This window comes from Sorangium sp. So ce385 (genome assembly GCF_051474135.1).
Lineage (GTDB): Bacteria > Myxococcota_A > Polyangia > Polyangiales > Polyangiaceae > Sorangium > Sorangium cellulosum_D.
Map to the genome: position 1 here is coordinate 8,452,263 of NZ_CP150337.1, position 18,497 is coordinate 8,470,759.

16 protein-coding genes are annotated in these 18,497 nt (G+C 71.3%); 10 read left to right on the forward strand and 6 right to left on the reverse strand.

Annotation, left to right across the window (positions count from 1 at the left end; genetic code table 11):
* Positions 1-36 precede the first annotated feature (36 nt).
* On the forward strand, positions 37-681 hold the full coding sequence (locus WME83_RS30705; protein ID WP_437313261.1) for a hypothetical protein: 645 nt from the start codon (positions 37-39) through the stop codon (positions 679-681).
* 215 nt (positions 682-896) lie between these two features.
* Here the strand turns inward: WME83_RS30705 and WME83_RS30710 are convergent, their stop codons facing one another.
* Positions 897-1,814 (reverse strand): hypothetical protein, encoded by a 918-nt coding sequence (locus tag WME83_RS30710; RefSeq protein ID WP_437313262.1) that lies wholly within the window; start codon positions 1,812-1,814, stop codon positions 897-899.
* A 510-nt stretch (positions 1,815-2,324) separates the two neighbouring features.
* Between WME83_RS30710 and WME83_RS30715 the strand changes: the two genes are divergently transcribed.
* The 5 genes from WME83_RS30715 (at position 2,325) to tssG (ending at position 6,870) form a co-directional block, all read left to right on the forward strand.
* Entirely contained in the window at positions 2,325-2,828 is a 504-nt protein-coding gene (locus WME83_RS30715) for an Hcp family type VI secretion system effector (RefSeq protein ID WP_437313263.1), read from the forward strand.
* Between the two features lie 145 nt (positions 2,829-2,973).
* Positions 2,974-3,459, forward strand: a complete 486-nt coding sequence (tssD, locus tag WME83_RS30720; protein ID WP_437313264.1) for a type VI secretion system tube protein TssD — start codon at positions 2,974-2,976, stop codon at positions 3,457-3,459.
* 48 nt (positions 3,460-3,507) lie between these two features.
* Positions 3,508-3,930, forward strand: a complete 423-nt coding sequence (tssE, locus tag WME83_RS30725) for a type VI secretion system baseplate subunit TssE (protein WP_437313265.1) — start codon at positions 3,508-3,510, stop codon at positions 3,928-3,930.
* A 73-nt stretch (positions 3,931-4,003) separates the two neighbouring features.
* On the forward strand, positions 4,004-5,773 hold the full coding sequence (gene tssF / locus WME83_RS30730) for a type VI secretion system baseplate subunit TssF (RefSeq protein WP_437313266.1): 1,770 nt from the start codon (positions 4,004-4,006) through the stop codon (positions 5,771-5,773).
* Complete coding sequence (gene tssG, locus WME83_RS30735; protein ID WP_437313267.1) at positions 5,737-6,870, forward strand: type VI secretion system baseplate subunit TssG; 1,134 nt, start codon at positions 5,737-5,739, stop codon at positions 6,868-6,870. Before tssF ends, tssG begins: the two co-directional genes overlap by 37 nt.
* 21 nt (positions 6,871-6,891) lie before the next feature.
* Here tssG and WME83_RS30740 read toward each other — a convergent pair whose 3' ends face one another.
* Positions 6,892-7,593, reverse strand: coding sequence for a hypothetical protein (locus WME83_RS30740; protein ID WP_437313268.1), 702 nt, complete (start codon positions 7,591-7,593; stop codon positions 6,892-6,894).
* 228 nt (positions 7,594-7,821) lie between these two features.
* Here WME83_RS30740 and WME83_RS30745 point away from each other — a divergent pair, with 228 nt between their 5' ends.
* Entirely contained in the window at positions 7,822-8,445 is a 624-nt protein-coding gene (locus tag WME83_RS30745; protein ID WP_437313269.1) for a hypothetical protein, read from the forward strand.
* Positions 8,446-8,551: 106 nt separating this feature from the next.
* Positions 8,552-9,730: a hypothetical protein gene (locus tag WME83_RS30750; RefSeq protein ID WP_437313270.1), complete on the forward strand. Its 1,179-nt coding sequence runs from the start codon at positions 8,552-8,554 to the stop codon at positions 9,728-9,730.
* A gap of 46 nt (positions 9,731-9,776) precedes the next feature.
* On the opposite strand, the gene WME83_RS30755 is transcribed toward WME83_RS30750, so the two are convergent.
* Together WME83_RS30755 and lon are read right to left on the reverse strand one after the other, a co-directional pair.
* A complete protein-coding gene (locus WME83_RS30755; protein ID WP_437313271.1) occupies positions 9,777-10,967 on the reverse strand; it encodes an FHA domain-containing protein in 1,191 nt (396 codons plus the stop codon).
* A gap of 223 nt (positions 10,968-11,190) precedes the next feature.
* Positions 11,191-13,644: an endopeptidase La gene (gene lon, locus WME83_RS30760; protein ID WP_437313272.1), complete on the reverse strand. Its 2,454-nt coding sequence runs from the start codon at positions 13,642-13,644 to the stop codon at positions 11,191-11,193.
* A 444-nt stretch (positions 13,645-14,088) separates the two neighbouring features.
* Here lon and WME83_RS30765 point away from each other — a divergent pair, with 444 nt between their 5' ends.
* Both WME83_RS30765 and fmt read left to right on the forward strand, forming a co-directional pair.
* On the forward strand, positions 14,089-14,907 hold the full coding sequence (locus WME83_RS30765; RefSeq protein WP_437313273.1) for a formylglycine-generating enzyme family protein: 819 nt from the start codon (positions 14,089-14,091) through the stop codon (positions 14,905-14,907).
* Between the two features lie 81 nt (positions 14,908-14,988).
* Positions 14,989-15,924 carry a methionyl-tRNA formyltransferase gene (fmt, locus tag WME83_RS30770; RefSeq protein ID WP_437313274.1) on the forward strand — a complete coding sequence of 312 codons (936 nt, stop codon included), beginning with the start codon at positions 14,989-14,991 and terminating at the stop codon, positions 15,922-15,924.
* A gap of 34 nt (positions 15,925-15,958) precedes the next feature.
* Here fmt and WME83_RS30775 read toward each other — a convergent pair whose 3' ends face one another.
* Positions 15,959-16,855 (reverse strand): aldehyde dehydrogenase family protein, encoded by an 897-nt coding sequence (locus tag WME83_RS30775; protein ID WP_437313275.1) that lies wholly within the window; start codon positions 16,853-16,855, stop codon positions 15,959-15,961.
* Positions 16,855-18,408 carry an aldehyde dehydrogenase family protein gene (locus tag WME83_RS30780; protein ID WP_437313276.1) on the reverse strand — a complete coding sequence of 518 codons (1,554 nt, stop codon included), beginning with the start codon at positions 18,406-18,408 and terminating at the stop codon, positions 16,855-16,857. The genes WME83_RS30775 and WME83_RS30780 overlap by 1 nt, the downstream gene beginning before the upstream one ends.
* Positions 18,409-18,497 lie beyond the last annotated feature (89 nt).

Consider the following 18,497-nt stretch of genomic DNA (forward strand, 5'->3'; position numbering starts at 1 on the left):
ATCAGGGAGAAAGTCGTAGCAGCAGGTTGTCTTTCGGTGGCCGCGTGCCTCCTCGCCCCGCGCGAGGCGGCCGCGGAGGCGGAGCGCGATAAGGGCTGGGCCACGGTCTCGGACGTGAGCCTCGCGCTGGGCACCTCGGTCGTCTTCCTGATGCCGCGCGTTTATTACAGCGACCCCGAGGCCACGGTCGGCTGGAAGGGGCGCTGGCATTTCTCGGTCCTGGCGCCTGCGATGACGATGACCGCGCTGACGCTGCTCGTGGATCTGCCGATCAAGGGCGCGATCGAGTCGACGCGCCCCGGATGCGAGATCGAGGAGACGAAGACGGCGCTGCCCGACTCGGGCTGCGAGTCGTTCGGCGGCCCTTCGACGCACGCGTTCGCCTCGTGGGGCGCGACGGGCGCGGGCACCGGCATCTTCCTGGTCGACACGTTCCGGTACTCGTCGGGCCGCTTCAACGCCGGCGGTTTCATCGGCAATGTCGCCTTCCCCCTCACCGCCTCGGTCGTGACCACGATCGCCCGCGGCGTCGCCCCGGAAGGCACGCGGCCGCACGAGAACGCCGGTCAGATCGCGATCGGCGGCGTCACGGGCTTCCTGAGCGGCCTCGCCATCGGCACCGCCTACGCGATGTTCCAGCGTCCGAACTGCGGTTACGGCAACGCGCTGTTCTGCTGGTAGCCGCCGCAGCTCGCCGGCGAGCCCCTCTCGCCGGCGAGCCTTCCGTGACGGCGGGCCTCCCTCGCCGTCATGACGGCAATTTCCACTCTGGCCGTCCTCCGAGCAGATCCACGCCCGGCTCGTCCGCGCCCTGCGCGTGCGGGCCGCGCGTCCTGCGCGCTCGGCGGGCCATCGCCCGCCCCCCCGGCGCTCCCCCCAGCGCCGCCGCTGCAGTTCTAGTCCTGTCCGACGACGCGCTCCCAGAGCGGATCATTCGACGAGAAGAGCGTATCCCGCTCCACCCGGAGGAACCGCTGGAACTCGACGCGGCGGAGCTCGCGGTCGCTGTCGCGGTTGCCGTCGTCGTACTTCACGATCTTCACGCGCACCTGCTCGAGCAGCTGGATGCCGTTCGGCTTGTAGGACACGTCGGTGCGCAGCACGTAGCGCGCGTAGAGCCCGCGTTCGGTGACGGAGGGCACCACGGCGGTCCGCTCCAGGTCGACGGAGGCCGCCTCGATCAGGCGTCCTCGTCGCGCCAGGTAGAAGTGGGCCCGTTGCCGGCAGTCGTCGGGATCCGGGCAGCTCTTCGTCTCGGCGACGACGAGGTTGTCGTTGCCGAGGCGCACCGGGGACAGCTTGGTCCCCTTGGCGGGCGCGCGGAAGCTGCCGACGCCGTAGACGTCGGCCCGGTCGCCCGCCGCGCGCACGAGCGCCACGAGGCCGCCCTCGTCGCCGTTCTCGAACTTGAGGACGCGCACCCAGATGGCGCGCAGCCCTTCCGGCCCGGAGCGGATCTCGACCTCGTCCGGATCGATCTTGCGCGGCCAGCCGGATTTGGAGACGCCGCCGCGCAGCGTCTCGTTGGCGAACACGTAGTGCCCGGTGCAGTCGACGTCGGTCGGCCCGAGCCCGCGCTCCTCGTTGTAAGCGGGGACGACGACCCCCAGCCACTGGTCGTGATCGAGGGTACGGACGGCGGCCTTGTTGCCCGCCGCGCGCCGCGCGGGCGGAAGCTGGGTCGTGCAGACCGGAATCGGGTTCTGCTTGCGTGTCTGCAGCTCGCCGTGCGGCTGCTCGGGGTACGCTCCGCAGCCCGAGAGGGCGGCGGCGAGCCACAGGCCGGCGACGGAGCCGAAGCGAACGATGCTCACGCGCCCTTCGTATCATGCAAGGCGCCGCCGAGGCGAGTTCGCGACCGAACGCCCTGGCCGGCCACGCTGGCCGGCCACGCTGGCCGGCACGCTGGCCGGCCAGCCCTGTTGGCCGGCCAGGCCACCTTGTTCTCCATGTCGGCGGTCGTGCCCACCGTCGGATCGAGCCGTTGCGCCACGCCTCGTCACGTCGCCCACAACCTCCGCAACGGGCTCGACACACGAGCGCCGCCCTATCGAAGCGGTGGCCCAGCGGACGGAATATTGCGGCCATCGAGAACATCGAGAACCAAGAAACCTGCAAGCGCCGGCTGCCCTGGGACACAAAAGTCTTGACGCTCCCATATAGGGAGTTACCTTCTGGGCTCCCTGGGATGAACAGGGATAGAGATACGATGAGAGTCGTATCTCTCAGGCTCTTACTCCCGATGGGACGAACCGTCTGCCAGCGCGCAATGGGGCGTAGACTGAGCCCAGGCGGCGAGACCTTGAAGGAAGAGGCAATTGACCATGGCGTTGCAAGCTCATCTCACCTTGGAGGGTGTTACGCAGGGCCCGATTCACGGCTCGGTCACCCAGGCTAAGCGCGAGAACACGATCGCCGTCATCTCCGTGCAGCATCAGGTCGTGAGCCCGCGCGATCCGGCGACCGGGTTGCCCAGCGGCAAGCGGCAGCACAAGCCCTTCGTGATCACGAAGGAGCTCGATAAGGCGACCCCGCTCCTCTACAACGCCCTGGTCAACAACGAGAGCATCAAGACGTGGGAGCTCAAGTTCTACACGCCGGGCGCGAAGGCGATCAACAACGACGGTAAGGAGAAGAACCACTACACCGTCAAGCTCACGAACGCGACGGTCGCGAGCATCGACTTCCACATGGAGAACACCCGGCGGGACGCGCAGACGCCGGAGTACGAGAAGGTCGCCTTCACGTACCAGAAGATCGAGTGGTCGTACGACGACGGCAGCGGCGCCCGCCAGGCGGACGACGACTGGGAGACGCCGAACCAGTAACCCCTAGCCTCCGGGCTTCGGGTCTCGTCGCGCCGGGCGGCCTTCGGGTCGCCCGGTCGCGTTTGTGGTCCTGGAGATCGAGCCGGCCGGGAGGCCGCTCGAATTCAGGCATGGCGATACGGCGTCCTCGGATCAGAATGTTGGCATGCCCCTCAACGCCTACCTCAGACTCGTCGGCGCAAAACAAGGGGAAGTCAGGGGTTCCGTCACCCAGAAGGGGCGAGAAGGTAGCATCCTGGTCACCGAGGTGTTCCACTCGCTGGTGGGACCGCGCGACCCGGTGACCGGCCGCCCGACGGGCAAGCGGATGCACAAGCCCTTCATCGTCACGAAGGACCTCGACCGGTCCACCCCGCTCCTCCTCAGCATGCTCAGCCACAACGAGAGCATCCCCCGCTGGGAGCTCCAGTTCTACCGGTCGGTCGCGATCGGCATCGAGAAGCCGGTCTTCACGGTCCAGCTCACGAACGCGACCATCTCGAGCATCCAGTTCCACATGCTCAACGTGCGGCACCCGTCGCAAGCGCGCGTGCCCGAGCAGGAGGAGGTCGCGTTCACGTACCAGAAGGTCCTCTGGCTCTGGAACGACGGCGGCCTCTCGGCCGAGGACGACTGGCTCACCCCGCGCTGAAACGCCGGGCTTCCGCTCGAGGCGCGAGCTGAGCTACGATCCGCGCCCGTGGCCGGCGCATCGCTCCTCACCCGCATCCAGCACGCGGCCGACCCGCACTCGACGGAGCGGCACACCTACCGGGATCACGACCTCGAGTCGGCCATCCTGACGCACCTCGGGCACATGCTGAACACCCGCCAGGGCAGCTCGCTGACCTGCCCGGACTACGGCCTCATGGAGGTCTCCGAGGTGCTGCACGAGTTCCCCGAGGCGATCGGCCTGGTGCAGCGCTCGCTCAAGAACTGCATCCAGGCCTACGAGCCGCGGCTGAAGAACGTGCAGGTCCGGCACGTGCGCAACGACTCGGTGCTGCAGTCGATGATCCTCGAGTTCGAGATCACCGCGCAGATCCAGTTCCCCGACGGCCGGCGCCAGGCGCTCCGGCTCGGCGCCGCGGTGGACCAGAGCGGCAACGTCCGGATGACGTAGCTTCTGTCCGGCGGCCGAGCTCACGGCGGTTGACACGCTTCGGCCCAGGCGGTCGACTGGCGGTGGCGAGAGGATGTTCAACAAGTACTACCAGGACGAGCTCACCTACCTGCGGGACCTGGGGCGGGAGTTCGCCGCGGCCTACCCCGGGATCGCGCCCATGCTCGCGGAGCGCGGCGGCGACCCCGACGTCGAGCGCCTGCTCGAGGGCGTCGCCTTCCTGACGGGCAAGATCCGCCAGAAGCTCGACGACGAGCTCCCCGAGGTGATCCACTCGGTCGCGTCGCTGCTCTTTCCGCACTACCTCCGTCAGATCCCGGCGACGTCGATCATCGAGTTCACGCCGCTCCCGAACGTCGTGCGCGAGAAGCTCGTCGTGGCCCGGCACGCGGAGGTCGGGTCGGTGCCGGTCGACGGCGTCTCGTGCCGGTTCCGCACCACGCAGGACGTCGAGCTCGTCCCGCTCGCGGTGGAGGACGTGCGCGTCGACACGGGCGCGCAGCTCGCGCAGACGCTCCGCATCGAGCTCCGCCTGACCGGGGGCGCCGCGCTCGCGGGCCTGTCGCTCTCGTCGCTCCGCTTCTACATCCACGGCGAGCGCCGGCTCCAGGACGACCTCCGCCTCTGGGTCGGCGCGCACGTCGACACCGTCGCGCTCGCCGCCGTGGACGCGTCCGGGCGCGACACGACGATCGCGTCGCTCCCGGGGCGCGCCGTGCGGCTCACCGGCTTCACCGACGAAGAGGCGCTGATCCCGTATCCCAAGACGGTCTACCCGGGCTTCCGGCTCCTGCAGGAGTTCTTCACGCTCCCGCAGAAGTTCGCGTTCTTCGAGGTGACCGGCCTCCAGGCGCTCTCGGCGGAGCGGATCTCTGACCGGTTCGCGATCTTGCTGCAGTTCAGGGACGGGCTCCCGCCGGGGACCCGGGTCAGCCGGGAGAACCTCCGGCTGTTCTGCTCGCCGGTCGTGAACCTGTTCGAGCACACGAGCGATCCGATCAAGCCCGAGGCCACCAAGCACGAGTACCTGTGCCGCCCCGCGGGCGCGACGCCCGCGGCCTTCGAGATCCACAGCATCGACAAGGTCGTCGGGATCGCCCGCCGCACGAGCCAGCGCGTCGAGATCCCCTCGTTCTTCAGCTTCCAGCACGAGCTCGATCCCGAGGCCGCCGCGCGGACGATCTTCTACCAGACGCACCTCCGCCCGGCCGCGATCGGCGACGGCATCGACATGTACCTGTCGTTCGGCTCGCCGCAGGACGCGGGTGCGCTCCCCGAGTTCGACGTGATCAGCATCGAGGCGACGAGCACGAACCGCCGCCTGCCGGCGCAGCTGAAGCTCGGCGATCTGCGGGTGCCGACGGCGACCTCCCCCGCGGTGGCGAGCTTCACGAACCTCACGGGCGTCACCGCGCCGCTCCCGCCGCCGATCGGGCGCGAGCTGCAGTGGCGCGTGCTGGCCCACATGGCGATGAGCTACCGCTCGATCACCGATCTCGAGGTGCTCCGGGCGACGGTCGATCTCTACAACTTCCAGGCGATCGTCGATCGCCAGGCGGCGCGCGCGAACCAGCTCCGCCTGGCCGCGATCAAGTCGATCCGGGTGCGGCCGACCGACCGGCTGTACCGGGGCGCGCCGGTGCGCGGCGTCGCGGTCGACATCGAGCTCGACGAGGGCGGGTTCGTCGGCGAGGGCGAGATGTACCTGTTCGCGAGCATCCTCAACGAGATGCTCGGGTCCTACGTCTCGTTGAACTCGTTCACGCAGCTGACGGTCACCGGCACGAACACACGCGTGGTGCACAAATGGGACCCGAAGAGCGGCAGCCTGACGCTGATCTGAGGGCGGCCGCGCCGAGGGGCGCCGCGGCCGCCGACCCCGCGGCGCTGGAGGCGCTCCGGCGCCTCGCGGAGACCGCGCCGCGCTTCTCGTACTACCGCCTCGTCTACCTGCTCGAGCGGCTCTTCCCCGCCGCGCCGCCGGTGGGCCAGCTCGGGCCGGTGCAGGACGAGCGCATCCGGCTGCGCGGCGATCCGTCGCTCGTCTTCGCGCCGAGCGACGTGAGCGAGCTCGCGCCGGTCAAGTACGCGGACGGGGTCCAGCGGGCGCGCGTCTCGACCACGTTCCTCGGCCTGTACGGCTCGGTGTCGCCGCTGCCGGCGTACTTCATCGAGCAGATCGCGCTGGCCGACTACCAGGGCGGGCCGCAGCCGGTCCGCGAGCTCCTCGACGTCCTCCACCACCGGCTCCTGTCGCTGCTCTACCGCGCGTGGACCAAGTACCGGCTGCCCGTCACGTACCGCAAGCAGGGCGCCGATCCGTTCTCGCGACGGATGCTCTGCGCGGTCGGCCTCGACGGGTTCCGCGACTACGAGACGCCGCTCGACCGCTTCTTCTTCCTCCGCTACGCGCCGATCCTCGCCTCGAAGTCGCGCTCGGCGCGGAACCTCGAGACGGTGCTCTCCGAGATGCTCGGGGACATCGGCGTGAAGATCGAGCAGTTCGTCGGCCACTGGACGAAGATCGAGAAGCCGTTCAGGAACAAGCTCGGCGTGATGAACCACCAGCTCGGCGAGAGCCTGACGCTGGGGCGCTACGTGTTCGACGGGTCGGGCCGCTATAAGGTCGTGCTCGGGCCGGTCGGCTACGACGAGTACCTCTCGTTCCTGCCCGGCGGTCAGCGCCAGGAGCTCGTCCGCGGCATCATCGAGACGTTCACGCCGGGCATCCACGACGTGATGCTCGAGATCCACGTGGACACGGAGGAGGCGCCGCGGTTCCAGCTCGGCTCGCCGCGCGCCTCGACGCTCAAGCGCACCGCGTGGATCGGCGGCTCCGCGGCGGAGCGGCTCGTGATCACGATCCCCCTCGACGACAAGCACCTCGCGGGCGGCGACGACGAGGACGACGAGGATCGGGGCGAGCCCCCGCCGATGTGACGGGCGGCGCGCGGCGGGCGCTCAGTACACGGTGAGGCTCTGCAGCGCGGCCGTGATCTCGTCGGCGTTCGCGTCGATGTTCTCGTGGTGCACGATCTGCACGAGCAGGACGCGGCGGGGGCTCCGGACGAGGATCTCGTGGGCGAAGGCCTCGGACACGGGCTTCGAGGGGATCTTCGCCTTGACGAGGTAGCTGCGCCCCTGCGTGTTCGCGGTGGCCACCGGGGCGCGGCCGGAGAGGATCTCCGCGCCCTGCTCCTCCAGGTCGGCCTCGTAGCGCTTGAGCACGTCGGGCCACGGGTCCTCGGGGCTGTCGATGCGCTCGTAGATCGAGAACAGGAACTGGCGCGGGGACTGGTACGTGATGAAGCGGCGCTCGGGCGTGTAGTCGGCGCCGCCGACGTTCCAGTCCATCGGGCGGCTGATGCGGACGTCGCCGTTCATGAGACCCACGCCGATCCGGCGCGGCACCCGGTCGGTGGCCGGCGCGTCGAGCGGCGGGAAGTACACCTCGAAGCTCTGGTCCTTGCTCAGCAGCCCGCTGGCGCCGTGGAGGTAGAAGACTTCGTCCTGCCTGGGGGCGGTGGGCGACCCGCCGCAGCCGGCGAGCAGCGCGATCATGGCCGCGGCGGCGCAGGCCGCTCCGGCGCGCCCCGCGGCGGCCGCGAGCCCTGCGCGGAGGGCGGGGACGTGCGCGAGCATCGGCGTTCCGAGGTGCCTCATCGGGCGAACTTTAGGCCAGCGGGGGCGCGCCAGCCAAATGTTCGCAGAGGAGTTTGCCCTCGGGGCGTCCGGCATTGAATGATTGCCCGGCCCGGGCAGCGCTGCGCCCGCCGATCGAGGCGACGCCCCAGGTGCCGCGAGAGAGCCATGTCGAACGAAAGCAAACCGAGCCGCAAGGGCGCGCCCGCCGGAGCACCGGCGCCGAGCGCGCCGAGCCCCCCCTGCAGCATGAGCCCCGCCCGCGGGCGTCCGGCGCCGCGCCACGCGCCAGGGCGCCCCGCGCTCGCGGCGGCGTTCGCGCTCTCGCTGGCGGTCCCGGCGTGCAGCGGCATCGACGCCGGCGTGGAGTACCCGGACGATCTGCCCGAGATCGACAGGTACCTCTTGACGCCCGAGAACGGCCGCGAGCCGCCGCTCACGCTCGGGGAGTTCAAGGTGGGCCCCGAGACGTGCCAGGGCGTCGACACGCACCCGGTGACGCAGAAGCTCGCGCCCGACGACCTCACGCGCTTCCTGTCGGTGCAGGGCGCCGGGAGCATCGCCCCGAAGCAGGCGAGGTCGAACCTGTACTGGTTCGACTTCCCTTCGAGCGACAAGTCGTTCGTACGGCTGCGCCTTGCGGTGCTCGAGGATTCGGAGCACGCGACGAAGGATCTCCACGATGCGGTGCTGCAGCACGGGCCGGGCTGGTGGGGCGTCCGCCGCTCGAACCTGGCCGTGCTGGCGCCGAAGGCGAGCCTGCGGGAGGCGATGGCGTTCGCGATCAAGTACAAGCTCGTCTGCTGGGGGGTGTTCACGTACGCCGGCAACGACGACGCGTACGTGGTCCCCGGGCCCTACGCCGAGCTGTAGGGCGAGCCGACCGCGCGCCTGAGGCGAGGCGCGCCCCGGCGCCGCCGCCGCTTGGCGACCTCTGCGGATCTGGCCCACCTGCGGGAAGTCCGCGTAGACTGCGCCCATGCGCCGTTACGTCTTGTTCGCCGCCGCCGTCGCTCCGCTCCTCGTGGCCGCAGCCGTCACCGTGCCCGGCTGCGGCGAGGAGTTCGAGAACATCTGCGCGTTCCTCAGGGATCAGAACAGCTGCTACGCGACCTTCCACGACGACATCAACGACAGGTGCGGCGCTCCGGGCGCAGGGAATGGGCCTCAAGGCAGCTTCGCGACCCGTGAGAAGCTCGACGTGTGCTTCCTCGAGGGTGGCGGGCAGGTCGTCTTCGATCCGCCGCTCGACATCGCGGCGTTCCCCCCGACGAGCGTCTCGTTCAAGCGCATCGACGCCCAGGCGCAGGAGTGCGGCTCGTTCACGTATGCGGGGGAGTTCACCTACTCCGTGACGATCAACCCGTGCGGTGAGCCCGAGAACGCCGGGGGCGCCGGGGGCACCGGCGGCAGCGCCATGCTCCCGCAGTGCGACGATGGCAGCGGCAACGAGGGTGGCGGCAGCGACGGTGGCGGCGGCAACGCCGGGAGCGGCGGCAGCGGCACCGGCGGCAGCGGCGGCGGCAGCAGCGCCGAGGTTCTGAGCGTGAACGGAGGGACTGTCTCGATCACGACACCGGAGGGCCGGGGCATCCTCGATGTGAGCTGCGCCGACGGGACTTCGCACCATTTCAACCGGATCGACGCCGCCGAACGGGAGTGTGGCGGCTTCGACCAGCTGCTGCCGAGGGCGGTGCTCGAGTCGAGCGCTGGCCTTCAGCCTCCGCCGAAGGCCGACCTGACGGACGCTGAGGAGGTGGAGAAATACGCCGGATTCATCAGCTTCCGCGTCCACTACCCGCCGATCGATCCGCAGACCGACAGCGAGGGTATCGTGAAGGAGACGCCCGCCGAGGTAGTCGAGTACTTCAATTGCCTGATTCCACCGGCCGCGCCGCTCTGCTTCAACGGTGAGAAGGATGGCCTAGAAACCGATATCGACTGCGGCGGCACGCTTTGCGATAGGGACTGCGGGGATGGACAGTCCTGCGTCACCGAGGACGACTGCACGTCCGGGATATGTGAAGTCGATCCCTCAACCGGCTTCAAGACATGCCAGGCTGCCGAGGGTGAGGGCGGCGCAGGCGGCACCGACGGCACGGGCGGCGCAGGCGGCACCGACGGCACGGGCGGGGCTGGCGGCACCGGCGGACAGTAAGCTTCGTGGGGCTGGGCCTGTCACGCAGCGCCCGGCCCCGCTCCGCTCACGCCACCAGCACCTTCACCACGAACGTCGTGCTCCCGAGCCGCAGCCGGTCGTTGTCGCGCAGCTGACGGCGCTCGCCCTGCCCGAGGCGCTGCTCATTGACGAAGGTGCCGTTGCGCGAGCCGTCGTCCTCGATGAAGACCTGGCCCGTCGTCGGGTCGGCGTGGAGCGACGCATGCCGCGACGAGGCGCTCGCGTCGGGGAGCCCGATCTCCGTCGTCGGATCCGCCCCGGCGCGCCCCACCTGGGTGCGGCCGCTGTAGATCGGCCAGAAGCTGCCCCCCGGGTCGTTCTGGAACGTCACAAGGAAGCCGACGAGCACGCGCGACGGCTGCCCCGGGACCGGCTGCACCGCCGCCGGCTGCATCGCGCCCTGAACCATCGGCGGCGCGACGATCGCCGGCGCCCGCCCCTGCGCCGCCGCGGGCACCCCGCCCTGCACCAGCGGCGGCGGCGCCACCCCGCCGCCCTGCACCAGCGGCGGCGGCGCCACCCCGCCGCCCTGCACCAGCGGCGGCGGCGCCATCCCCCCGCCCTGCACCAGCGGCGGCGGCGCCATCCCCCCGCCCTGCACCAGCGGCGGCGGCGCCACCCCGCCGCCCTGCACCAGCGGCGGCGGCGCCACCATGCCCGGCGCCGCCGTCGGCACGACCATCGGCGGCTGCGCGACCATCTGCGGGGGCGTGCCGAAGACCGGCGCCGGCGACCCGGCCGGCTGCCCCATCGCGCCGCCCATCGACGCGCCGGGCACGATGCCCGGGATCGGCGACGCCAGCGGCGGCTGGGCGGGCGTGACGCCCGGCTGGTTCATCGGAGGCGACGACGGCTGCGACGTGAGCCCCGTCGAAGGAGCCGCGCGCGCCCAGGGAGAGACCGGGAACGGAGAGTCCGCGCCGCTCGAGAACGCGACGCCTCCGGGCGACGCCGCGAGACCACCGCCCACCCCGACCTGAGGAGGAGGCGGGTAGGCCCCCTGCGCGCCGCCCACCGCGCCATACCCCTGCGGCGCCGCACCGCCGTAGCCGGAGGCGACCGATGGCCCCGGATAGCCCGGTGGGCCAGGCGGAGCGTAGGCGCCCGCGCCCCCCTGCACCGGCGGCGGAGGCGCGACCGGTCCGGAGGCTGAAGGCGCGGCACCCGCCACGCTCGCGCCGCACATCGTGCAGGCAGCGTCGGTTTCCTTGAGCATCCACGCGCAGTTCGGGCACGGCCTCATGCGACGACGAGGCTACCGATTCGCTTGACATCCGTCGAGACGAAAGCCGGCGACGAGCGCGCGCACGCCCGCGGCTCCCGGCGCGGCGCGCGACGAGCCGCTCGCTCCTCTTGACGAGAGAGCTGACGAAAAAGGCGCCGCGCGTTCAAGCCGCGCGGCGCCTCGCAGACCGATCGCTGAGCGATCGAGCCCTGGATCAGTTGCTCGCGATCGAGCTCTTCTCCGACTTCTCCAGGTCCTTCTTCTCGCCGTCCTTCGACTCCTCGGTCGCGGGCGCGGGCTCGGGCAGCCGCTCGAGCGCGGCCTCGAGGACCTGCTCCATCCGGCTGACGAAGAAGAACTGCAGCTCGTCCACGACCTCCTTCGGGACCTCCTCGAGATCCGCCCGGTTGCGCTCGGGGACGATGATGCGCTTGATGCCGGCGCGGTGCGCCGCCAGCACCTTCTCCTTCAGGCCGCCGATCGGGAGCACCCGACCGCGGAGCGTGATCTCGCCCGTCATCGCGACGTCGTGGCGGACCTTGATCCCGGTGAGGAGCGAGACGAGCGCCGTGAACATCGTCACGCCCGCGCTCGGCCCGTCCTTGGGCATCGCGCCGGCGGGGATGTGGATGTGCAGGTCGCTCTTCTCCAGGAAGTCCTTCGCGATGCCGTACCTCGCCGCGTTGCTGCGCACGAAGGACAGCGCCGCCTGCGCGGACTCCTTCATCACGTCGCCGAGCTGGCCGGTCAGCTGGAGCTTGCCCGTGCCGTACATCCGCGTCGCCTCGATGAAGAGGATCTCGCCGCCGACGCTCGTCCACGCGAGGCCCGTCGCGACGCCGCTCTCGGCGGTGCGCTCGGCGACCTCGCTCGTGTACTTCGCCGGGCCGAGGAACTCGTGCAGGTCGTCCTCGTTGTCGACGCGCCGCTTCTGCGTGTCGCCCTCCGCGACCTTCACCGCGACGCCGCGGATGACGCCCGCGATCTGCCGCTCGAGCGAGCGGACGCCGGCCTCGCGCGTGTAGTGATCGATGATCTCCTCCAGCGCCTTGTCGGTGACCTCGAGCTGTTCGGTCGTCAGCCCGTGCTCGGACAGCTGCTTCGGGAGCAGGTGCTGCCGCGCGATCGCGAGCTTCTCCTTCCGCGTGTAGCCCGGGATCTCGAGGATCTCCATGCGGTCGCGGAGGGGCGGCGGGATCGGATCGGCCACGTTCGCCGTCGCGACGAACATCACGTGCGACAGGTCGTACGGGATCTCCAGGTAGTGATCCGCGAACGTGTTGTTCTGCTCCGGGTCGAGCACCTCGAGCAGCGCCGCCGAGGGGTCGCCCCGGAAGTCGTGCCCGATCTTGTCGACCTCATCCATCATGAAGACCGGGTTGATCGTCCCCGACTTCTTCATGCCCTGGATGATCTGGCCGGGCAGCGCGCCGACGTAGGTGCGCCGGTGGCCGCGGATCGCCGCCTCGTCGTGCACGCCGCCGAGCGAGACGCGGTGGAACTTGCGGCCGAGGGCGCGCGCGATGCTCCGGCCGAGCGACGTCTTGCCGACGCCGGGCGGCCCGAGCAGGCACAGGATCGGGCCCTTCTTGTCCTGCTTCAGCTTGCGGACCGCGAGGTACTCGAGGATGCGCTTCTTGACCTTCTCCAGGCCGTAGTGGTCCTCGTCGAGCACCTTGCGGACGCTGCCGATGTCCAGGTTGTCCTGCGTCGACTGCGTCCACGGCACGTCCAGGATCCAGTCGAGGTACGTCCGCACCACGGTGTACTCGGCCGACCCGACCTGCATCGTCCGCAGCCGCTTCAGCTGCTTCTTCGCGACGGTCTCCGCCTCGGTCGGCAGGTTCGCCTTCGCGATGCGATCCTCGAGCCCGTCGAGATCGCCCTGATCGCCGTCGTCCTCGCCGAGCTCCTCCTTGATGGCCTTGAGCTGCTGGCGGAGCACGTACTCGCGCTGGTTCTTGCCCATCTCCTCCTTGATCTGGGAGTTGATGCGCTCGCGCATCTTGAGGATCTCCAGCTGCCGCGTGAGCAGCCGGAGCACCTTGCGGATGCGCTCCTTCACGTCGATCGTCTCGATGAGCTGCGCCTTCTCCTCGACCGGCGCGTCGAGGTTCGCCGCGACGAGGTCGGCGAGCGCGCCCGGCGCCTGGATCGAGTCGATGAGCGAGCCAGCCTCGCGCGGGAGCTCGGGCATCAGCTGGATGACCTGCTTCGCGATGTCGCGCAGGCTCATCGCGAGCGCCTCCGCCTCGACGTCCTCCGTCGCCGGCTCGTCCATGCGGCGGATCTTGGCGCGCAGGTACGGCGTGTGGGCCGTGACGGTGTCGAGCCGGATCCGCGTGAGGCCCTGCAGGATCAGCGAGTAGTTGCCGGAGCTGTGCTTGAGCGCCTTCAGCACGCGCGCGGCGCAGCCCATGGGGTACAGATCCTCGGCGCCGGGATCGTCGGTCGACGGATCGCGCTGGGCGAAGATCGCGATGACCGGGCCGGGCAGGTTGTCGACATCCTCGACCAGCGCGACCGACTTCTCGCGGCCGACATCGAAGGGCGCAACGGCGCCCGGGAACAGGACCGCATTGCGGATCGGCAGAACCGGCAGCTCGTCGCCGAAGACGACCTCTTCCTCGGAGCGCGGCGGCATCGGCGGGTTCTTTTTCTCGGACATGGCGATCTCCTCTAGGCACCCGACCGGGGGAGGTAAACCCCTTCATCAACCTGAGCCCGGGTCGCGCGGCGGGCGCGCGCCCCGGTCATCCTGGCTTGCATCCAGACGGATGCGAACGGTGCGACGCGGAGCCCTGCTGGCAGCTCTGGTGGAAGACAGCCCGCGAGGCTACGGGAACTCACCATAGACACGGCGCATGCCGCGTGCCACAGCCCTGGCCATTTTTTTGAATGGGGATATTCTGCGGGTCAGCTCCGACCTGCAGCGCTCGCTTGTCGGGCGGCGCGGCGACGCGGCGCAGGGTCCGCCGCGGCGCCCACCGCGGCGCCCACCGCGTCAGATGAGAGGCGCATCGTCTCCCCACCGTTCCCCGACGTCGCGCCGCGACGAGGGCTCGGCCGCAGCGGCGCCCGGCGCGGAGCGACACCGGAGCCCTCGCGAACGATGATCGATCCCCTGCTCGGCCTCGGCGCGCTCGCGCTCGCGATGCTCAGCCTGCCAGCGGCGCCGTCCCTCGATCCAGGGCCCAGCCCGGCGTGCCCGCCGGACATGCGGCTCGTCACCGGCACCCACCATGACGAGGTGCAGCACGTCTGCGTCGAGCCGGTCAAGAGCGGCAAGGCCACCCACTGCTTCGCCTACTGGGAGGGCATCACCGCGGAGGAGGGTCCGACGACCGAGATCGCGGTGTGCATGGATCAGTTCGAGGCGCCGAACCAGCGGGGGGCGAAGCCGCTCGTCATGCAGTCGTTCGAGATGGCGACCGCGTGGTGCGCGGCGCGCGGCAAGAGGGTGTGCGCCGAGCAGGAGTGGGAGCTCGCGTGCGAGGGCCCCGAGCGGCGCCCCCTCGTCTACGGCTGGCGCGTGGACAGAGCCGTCTGCAACAGCGGCAAGGCGTGGCGGCCGGTCGACGAGCGGAAGCTCGGCGCCTCCGGCGAGATCGCGCGGCGCGAGGTGGAGCGGCTCTGGCAAGGCGCCCCGAGCGGGTCCTACGCCGGCTGCGCCTCGTCGTTCGGCATCTTCGACATGATGGGCAACGTCGAGGAGTGGGTCGCGTCGCGCCGCGGCCGGCGGTGGCCGGGCGCGCTCATGGGCGGCTTCTGGGCCAAGCCGTGGACGGGCTGCCGCGGGACGAACGACGCGCACGACCCGAAGTTCGTGTTCTACGAGACCGGCTTCCGCTGCTGCGCCGATCCGCGCGGCGCAGCGGCGCGCGGGGCCAACGACGGCGAGCAGGGCGGGCGGCCGGCGGCGCAGCCCTGAGCCACCTCCGCGCGGCGGCGCCGGCGCGGTCGCGACGAAGAAGGCGCCGTGCCGGGCGCCGCTCCTGCTAGAAGCTAGGGCGTGCGCGCGCTCTTCTTCGGTACCCCCGCCATCGCCGTGCCCTCGCTCGAGGCGCTCGCGTCGATCGCGGACGTCGTCGGCGTCGTCTGCCAGCCCGACCGGCCGGCCGGTCGCGGGCTCGAGCTCAAGGCGCCGCCGGTCAAGGTGAAGGCCGGAGAGCTCGGCCTGCCGGTGGTGCAGCCCGAGAAGATCCGCACGCCCGAGTTCGCCGCGTGGGTGAAGGACGCCGCCGCGGACGTCGCGCTCGTGATCGCCTACGGGCGCATCCTGCCGAAGGCGGTGCTCGATGCGCCGCGGCGCGGCTGCATGAACCTGCACGCGTCGATCCTGCCGCGCTACCGCGGCGCCGCGCCGATCACCTGGGCGATCGCCGGGGGCGAGGCCGAGACGGGCGTCTCGCTGATGCAGATGGACGAGGGCATGGACACCGGGGCGGTCTACGCGATCCATCGCATCCCGATCGGCCCCGACACGACCGCCGACGAGCTCGCGGTCGATCTCGGGGCGCTCGCGGCGCGCGTCGTGCGCGAGGACCTCCGCCGCGCCGTGGACGGCGAGCTCCAGGCGACGCCGCAGGACCACGCGGCGGCGACGCACGCGCCGCTCCTCAAGAAGGAGGACGGGCGCATCCGCTGGGACCGGAGCGCCCGACAGATCCACGACCACATCCGGGGGATGACCTCGTGGCCAGGCGCCTTCACGACGATCGAGGGCAAGGCGCTCAAGGTGCTCGCCGCGCGCGTCGAGCGCGAGGCCGACCGCGACGGGGCGCCGCCGGGGACCGTGGTGATGGCCGGCCGCAACATCGTGATCGTCGCCTGCGGCGACGGCGCGATCCAGATCCTGCGGGCGCAGGCCGAGGGGCGGAAGCCGCTCGCGGCCGCGGATCTCGTCGCCGGACGGACGCTGCAGACGGGGATGGTGCTCGGCCGCTGAGCGGCGCGGGGCGCGCGGCGCACCTCGCCCCGCGCTACGGCCCGGCCGGGTGCCAGATCGTCTTCAGCTCGACGAACCGCTCGATCCAGCGCGGGGACGTCGCCGCCCGGTCGTCGAACCACTCCGCCTCGCCGAGCGCGCGGGACCGCACCCGCTTGACGCTGGCGGCGGCCGCCTCCTCGAGGCGCTTCGCCAGGGCCGCGTCCACGCCGTGCAGATCGAGCGCGGCGACCTCCATGTGCGCGGCGAGATGCGGCAGCACCTCCGCGAGCTGTCCGGTGAGGAGGTTGACGACGCCGCCCGGGAGATCGCTCGTGGCGAGCGCCTCGCCGAAGACGAGGGCGGTGCGCGGATCCGCCTCGCTGGCGAGCACGACGCAGGTGTTGCCGGCGGTGATCACCGGCAGGAGCGCGCCCGCGAGGCCGAGGAGCGCGGGGCGCGGCGGCGCCGCGATGACGACGACCCCCATCGGCTCGGGCACCGTGAAGGTGAAGTGCGGGCCGGACACCGGGTTCAGGCTCGCGAAGAGGCTCTGGTACTTGTCGGCCCAGCCCGCGTAGGCGACGGCGCGATCGATCGACGCGAGGACCTCGCGCTCGGCGGCGCCCGCGTCGAGGCCGCCGCGCTCGAGCGAGGCCGCGAGCTCCGCGCGCCGCGCCTCGAGCATCTCCGCGAGGCGGTAGAGGATCTGCCCGCGGTTGTAGGCCGAGCGCGACGACCAGCCGCCGAGCGCGCCGGCCGCCGCGAGCACCGCGTCGCGCCCGTCCTTGCGCGAGGCGCGCGGGATGTTCTCGACCGCGCCCGCGCCGCCGTGATCGCGCACCTGCGTGTACCTCCCCGACTCCGAGCGCACGAACGCGCCGCCCACGAACATCTTGTACGCCTTGCGCACGCCCACGCGCGCGCCCGCCTCGCCGTTGCCGAGCGCCATCAGTCCACCTCGAGGTAGGCGAGCAGCCCCTGGCGCCCGCCCTCGCGGCCGAAGCCGCTCTCCTTGTAGCCGCCGAACGGGGAGCTGGGGTCGAACTTGTTGAAGGTGTTCGCCCAGACGACGCCGGCGCGCAGCCGCTGCGCGACCCAGAAGCTCTTCGAGCCCTTGCCCGTCCAGACGCCGGCCGACAGCCCGTACATCGTGTTGTTCGCCTTCTCGATCGCCTCCTCGGGCGTGCGGAAGGTCAGGATCGAGAGCACCGGGCCGAAGATCTCCTCGCGCGCGATCCGGTGCGACTGCGCGACGCCCGTGAAGAGCGTCGGCGCGAACCAGTAGCCGCGCTCCGGGAGCGCGCAGCTCACCGAGAAGCGCGCGGCCCCCTCGCGCTCGCCCGCGGCCACGAGCTCCTGGATCTTCTCGAGCTGCGCCCGCGAGTTGATGGCGCCCACGTCCGTGTTCTTGTCGAGCGGATCGCCGACGCGCAGGGTCGCCATGCGCTCGCGCAGCTTGACGAGCAGCGCGTCGTGGACGCTCTCCTCGACGAGCAGGCGCGAGCCCGCGCAGCAGACGTGGCCCTGGTTGAAGAAGATGCCGCCGATGATCCCCTCGACCGCCTGATCGAGCGGCGCGTCCTCGAAGACGATGTTCGCGGCCTTGCCGCCGAGCTCCAGCGTGAGCCGCTTGCCGGTGCCGGCGAGCGCGCGCTGGATGCGCTTGCCGACCTCGGTCGAGCCGGTGAACGCGACCTTGTCGACGCCGGGGTGGCCGACGACCGCGGCGCCCGTCGCGCCCGCGCCCGTGACCACGTTGACGACGCCGGGCGGCAGGTCCGCCTCCTCGATGATCTTCGCGAGGAGCAGCGACGTGAGCGGCGTCGTCTCGGCGGGCTTGAGGACGCACGTGTTGCCCGCCGCGAGCGCGGGCGCGAGCTTCCACGCCGCCATGAGGAGCGGGAAGTTCCACGGGATCACCTGCCCCGCGACGCCGAGCGGCCGCGGATCCCGCCCGGGGAAGGCGTGCTCGAGCTTGTCGGCCCAGCCCGCGTAGTAGAAGAAGTGCGCGGCCGCGAGCGGGAGATCCACGTCGCGGGACTCCTTGATGGGCTTGCCGCCGTCGAGCGACTCGACGACCGCGAGCTCGCGCGACTTCTCCTGGAGGGCGCGGGCGATGCGGTAGATGTACTTGCCGCGATCGAGCGGGCGCAGGCGCGACCAGTGCTTCTCGTACGCGGCCCGGGCCGCCTGCACGGCGAGGTCGACGTCGCGCTCGGAGGCCTCGGCGAACTCGCAGAGCTTCTCCTCGGTCGACGGGCTGACGCTGTCGAGGTAGCGGCCCGACTCCGGGGCGCGCCACGCGCCGCCGATGAAGAGGTCGTACCGCGGCGCGATCTTCACGTGGTCGCGCCCCTCGGGCGCCGGCGCGTAGCGCCACGCGTCGCCGAACACGACGGCCGCCTCGCGCGCGGGGCTCGCGTCGCGCGCGGCGCGCTCCACGCCTGACTCGCGGGGCGCGCCCCCGTCGCCGCCTGCCGGGGCGGTGCTCTTGTCGCTCATGCCGCGCACTCTACGCCGGCCGCCGCGCGTTGAACATCGGACCCGGCCACGCCGCGCGACGCCACGCCGCGCGACGTCATGCCGCGCCG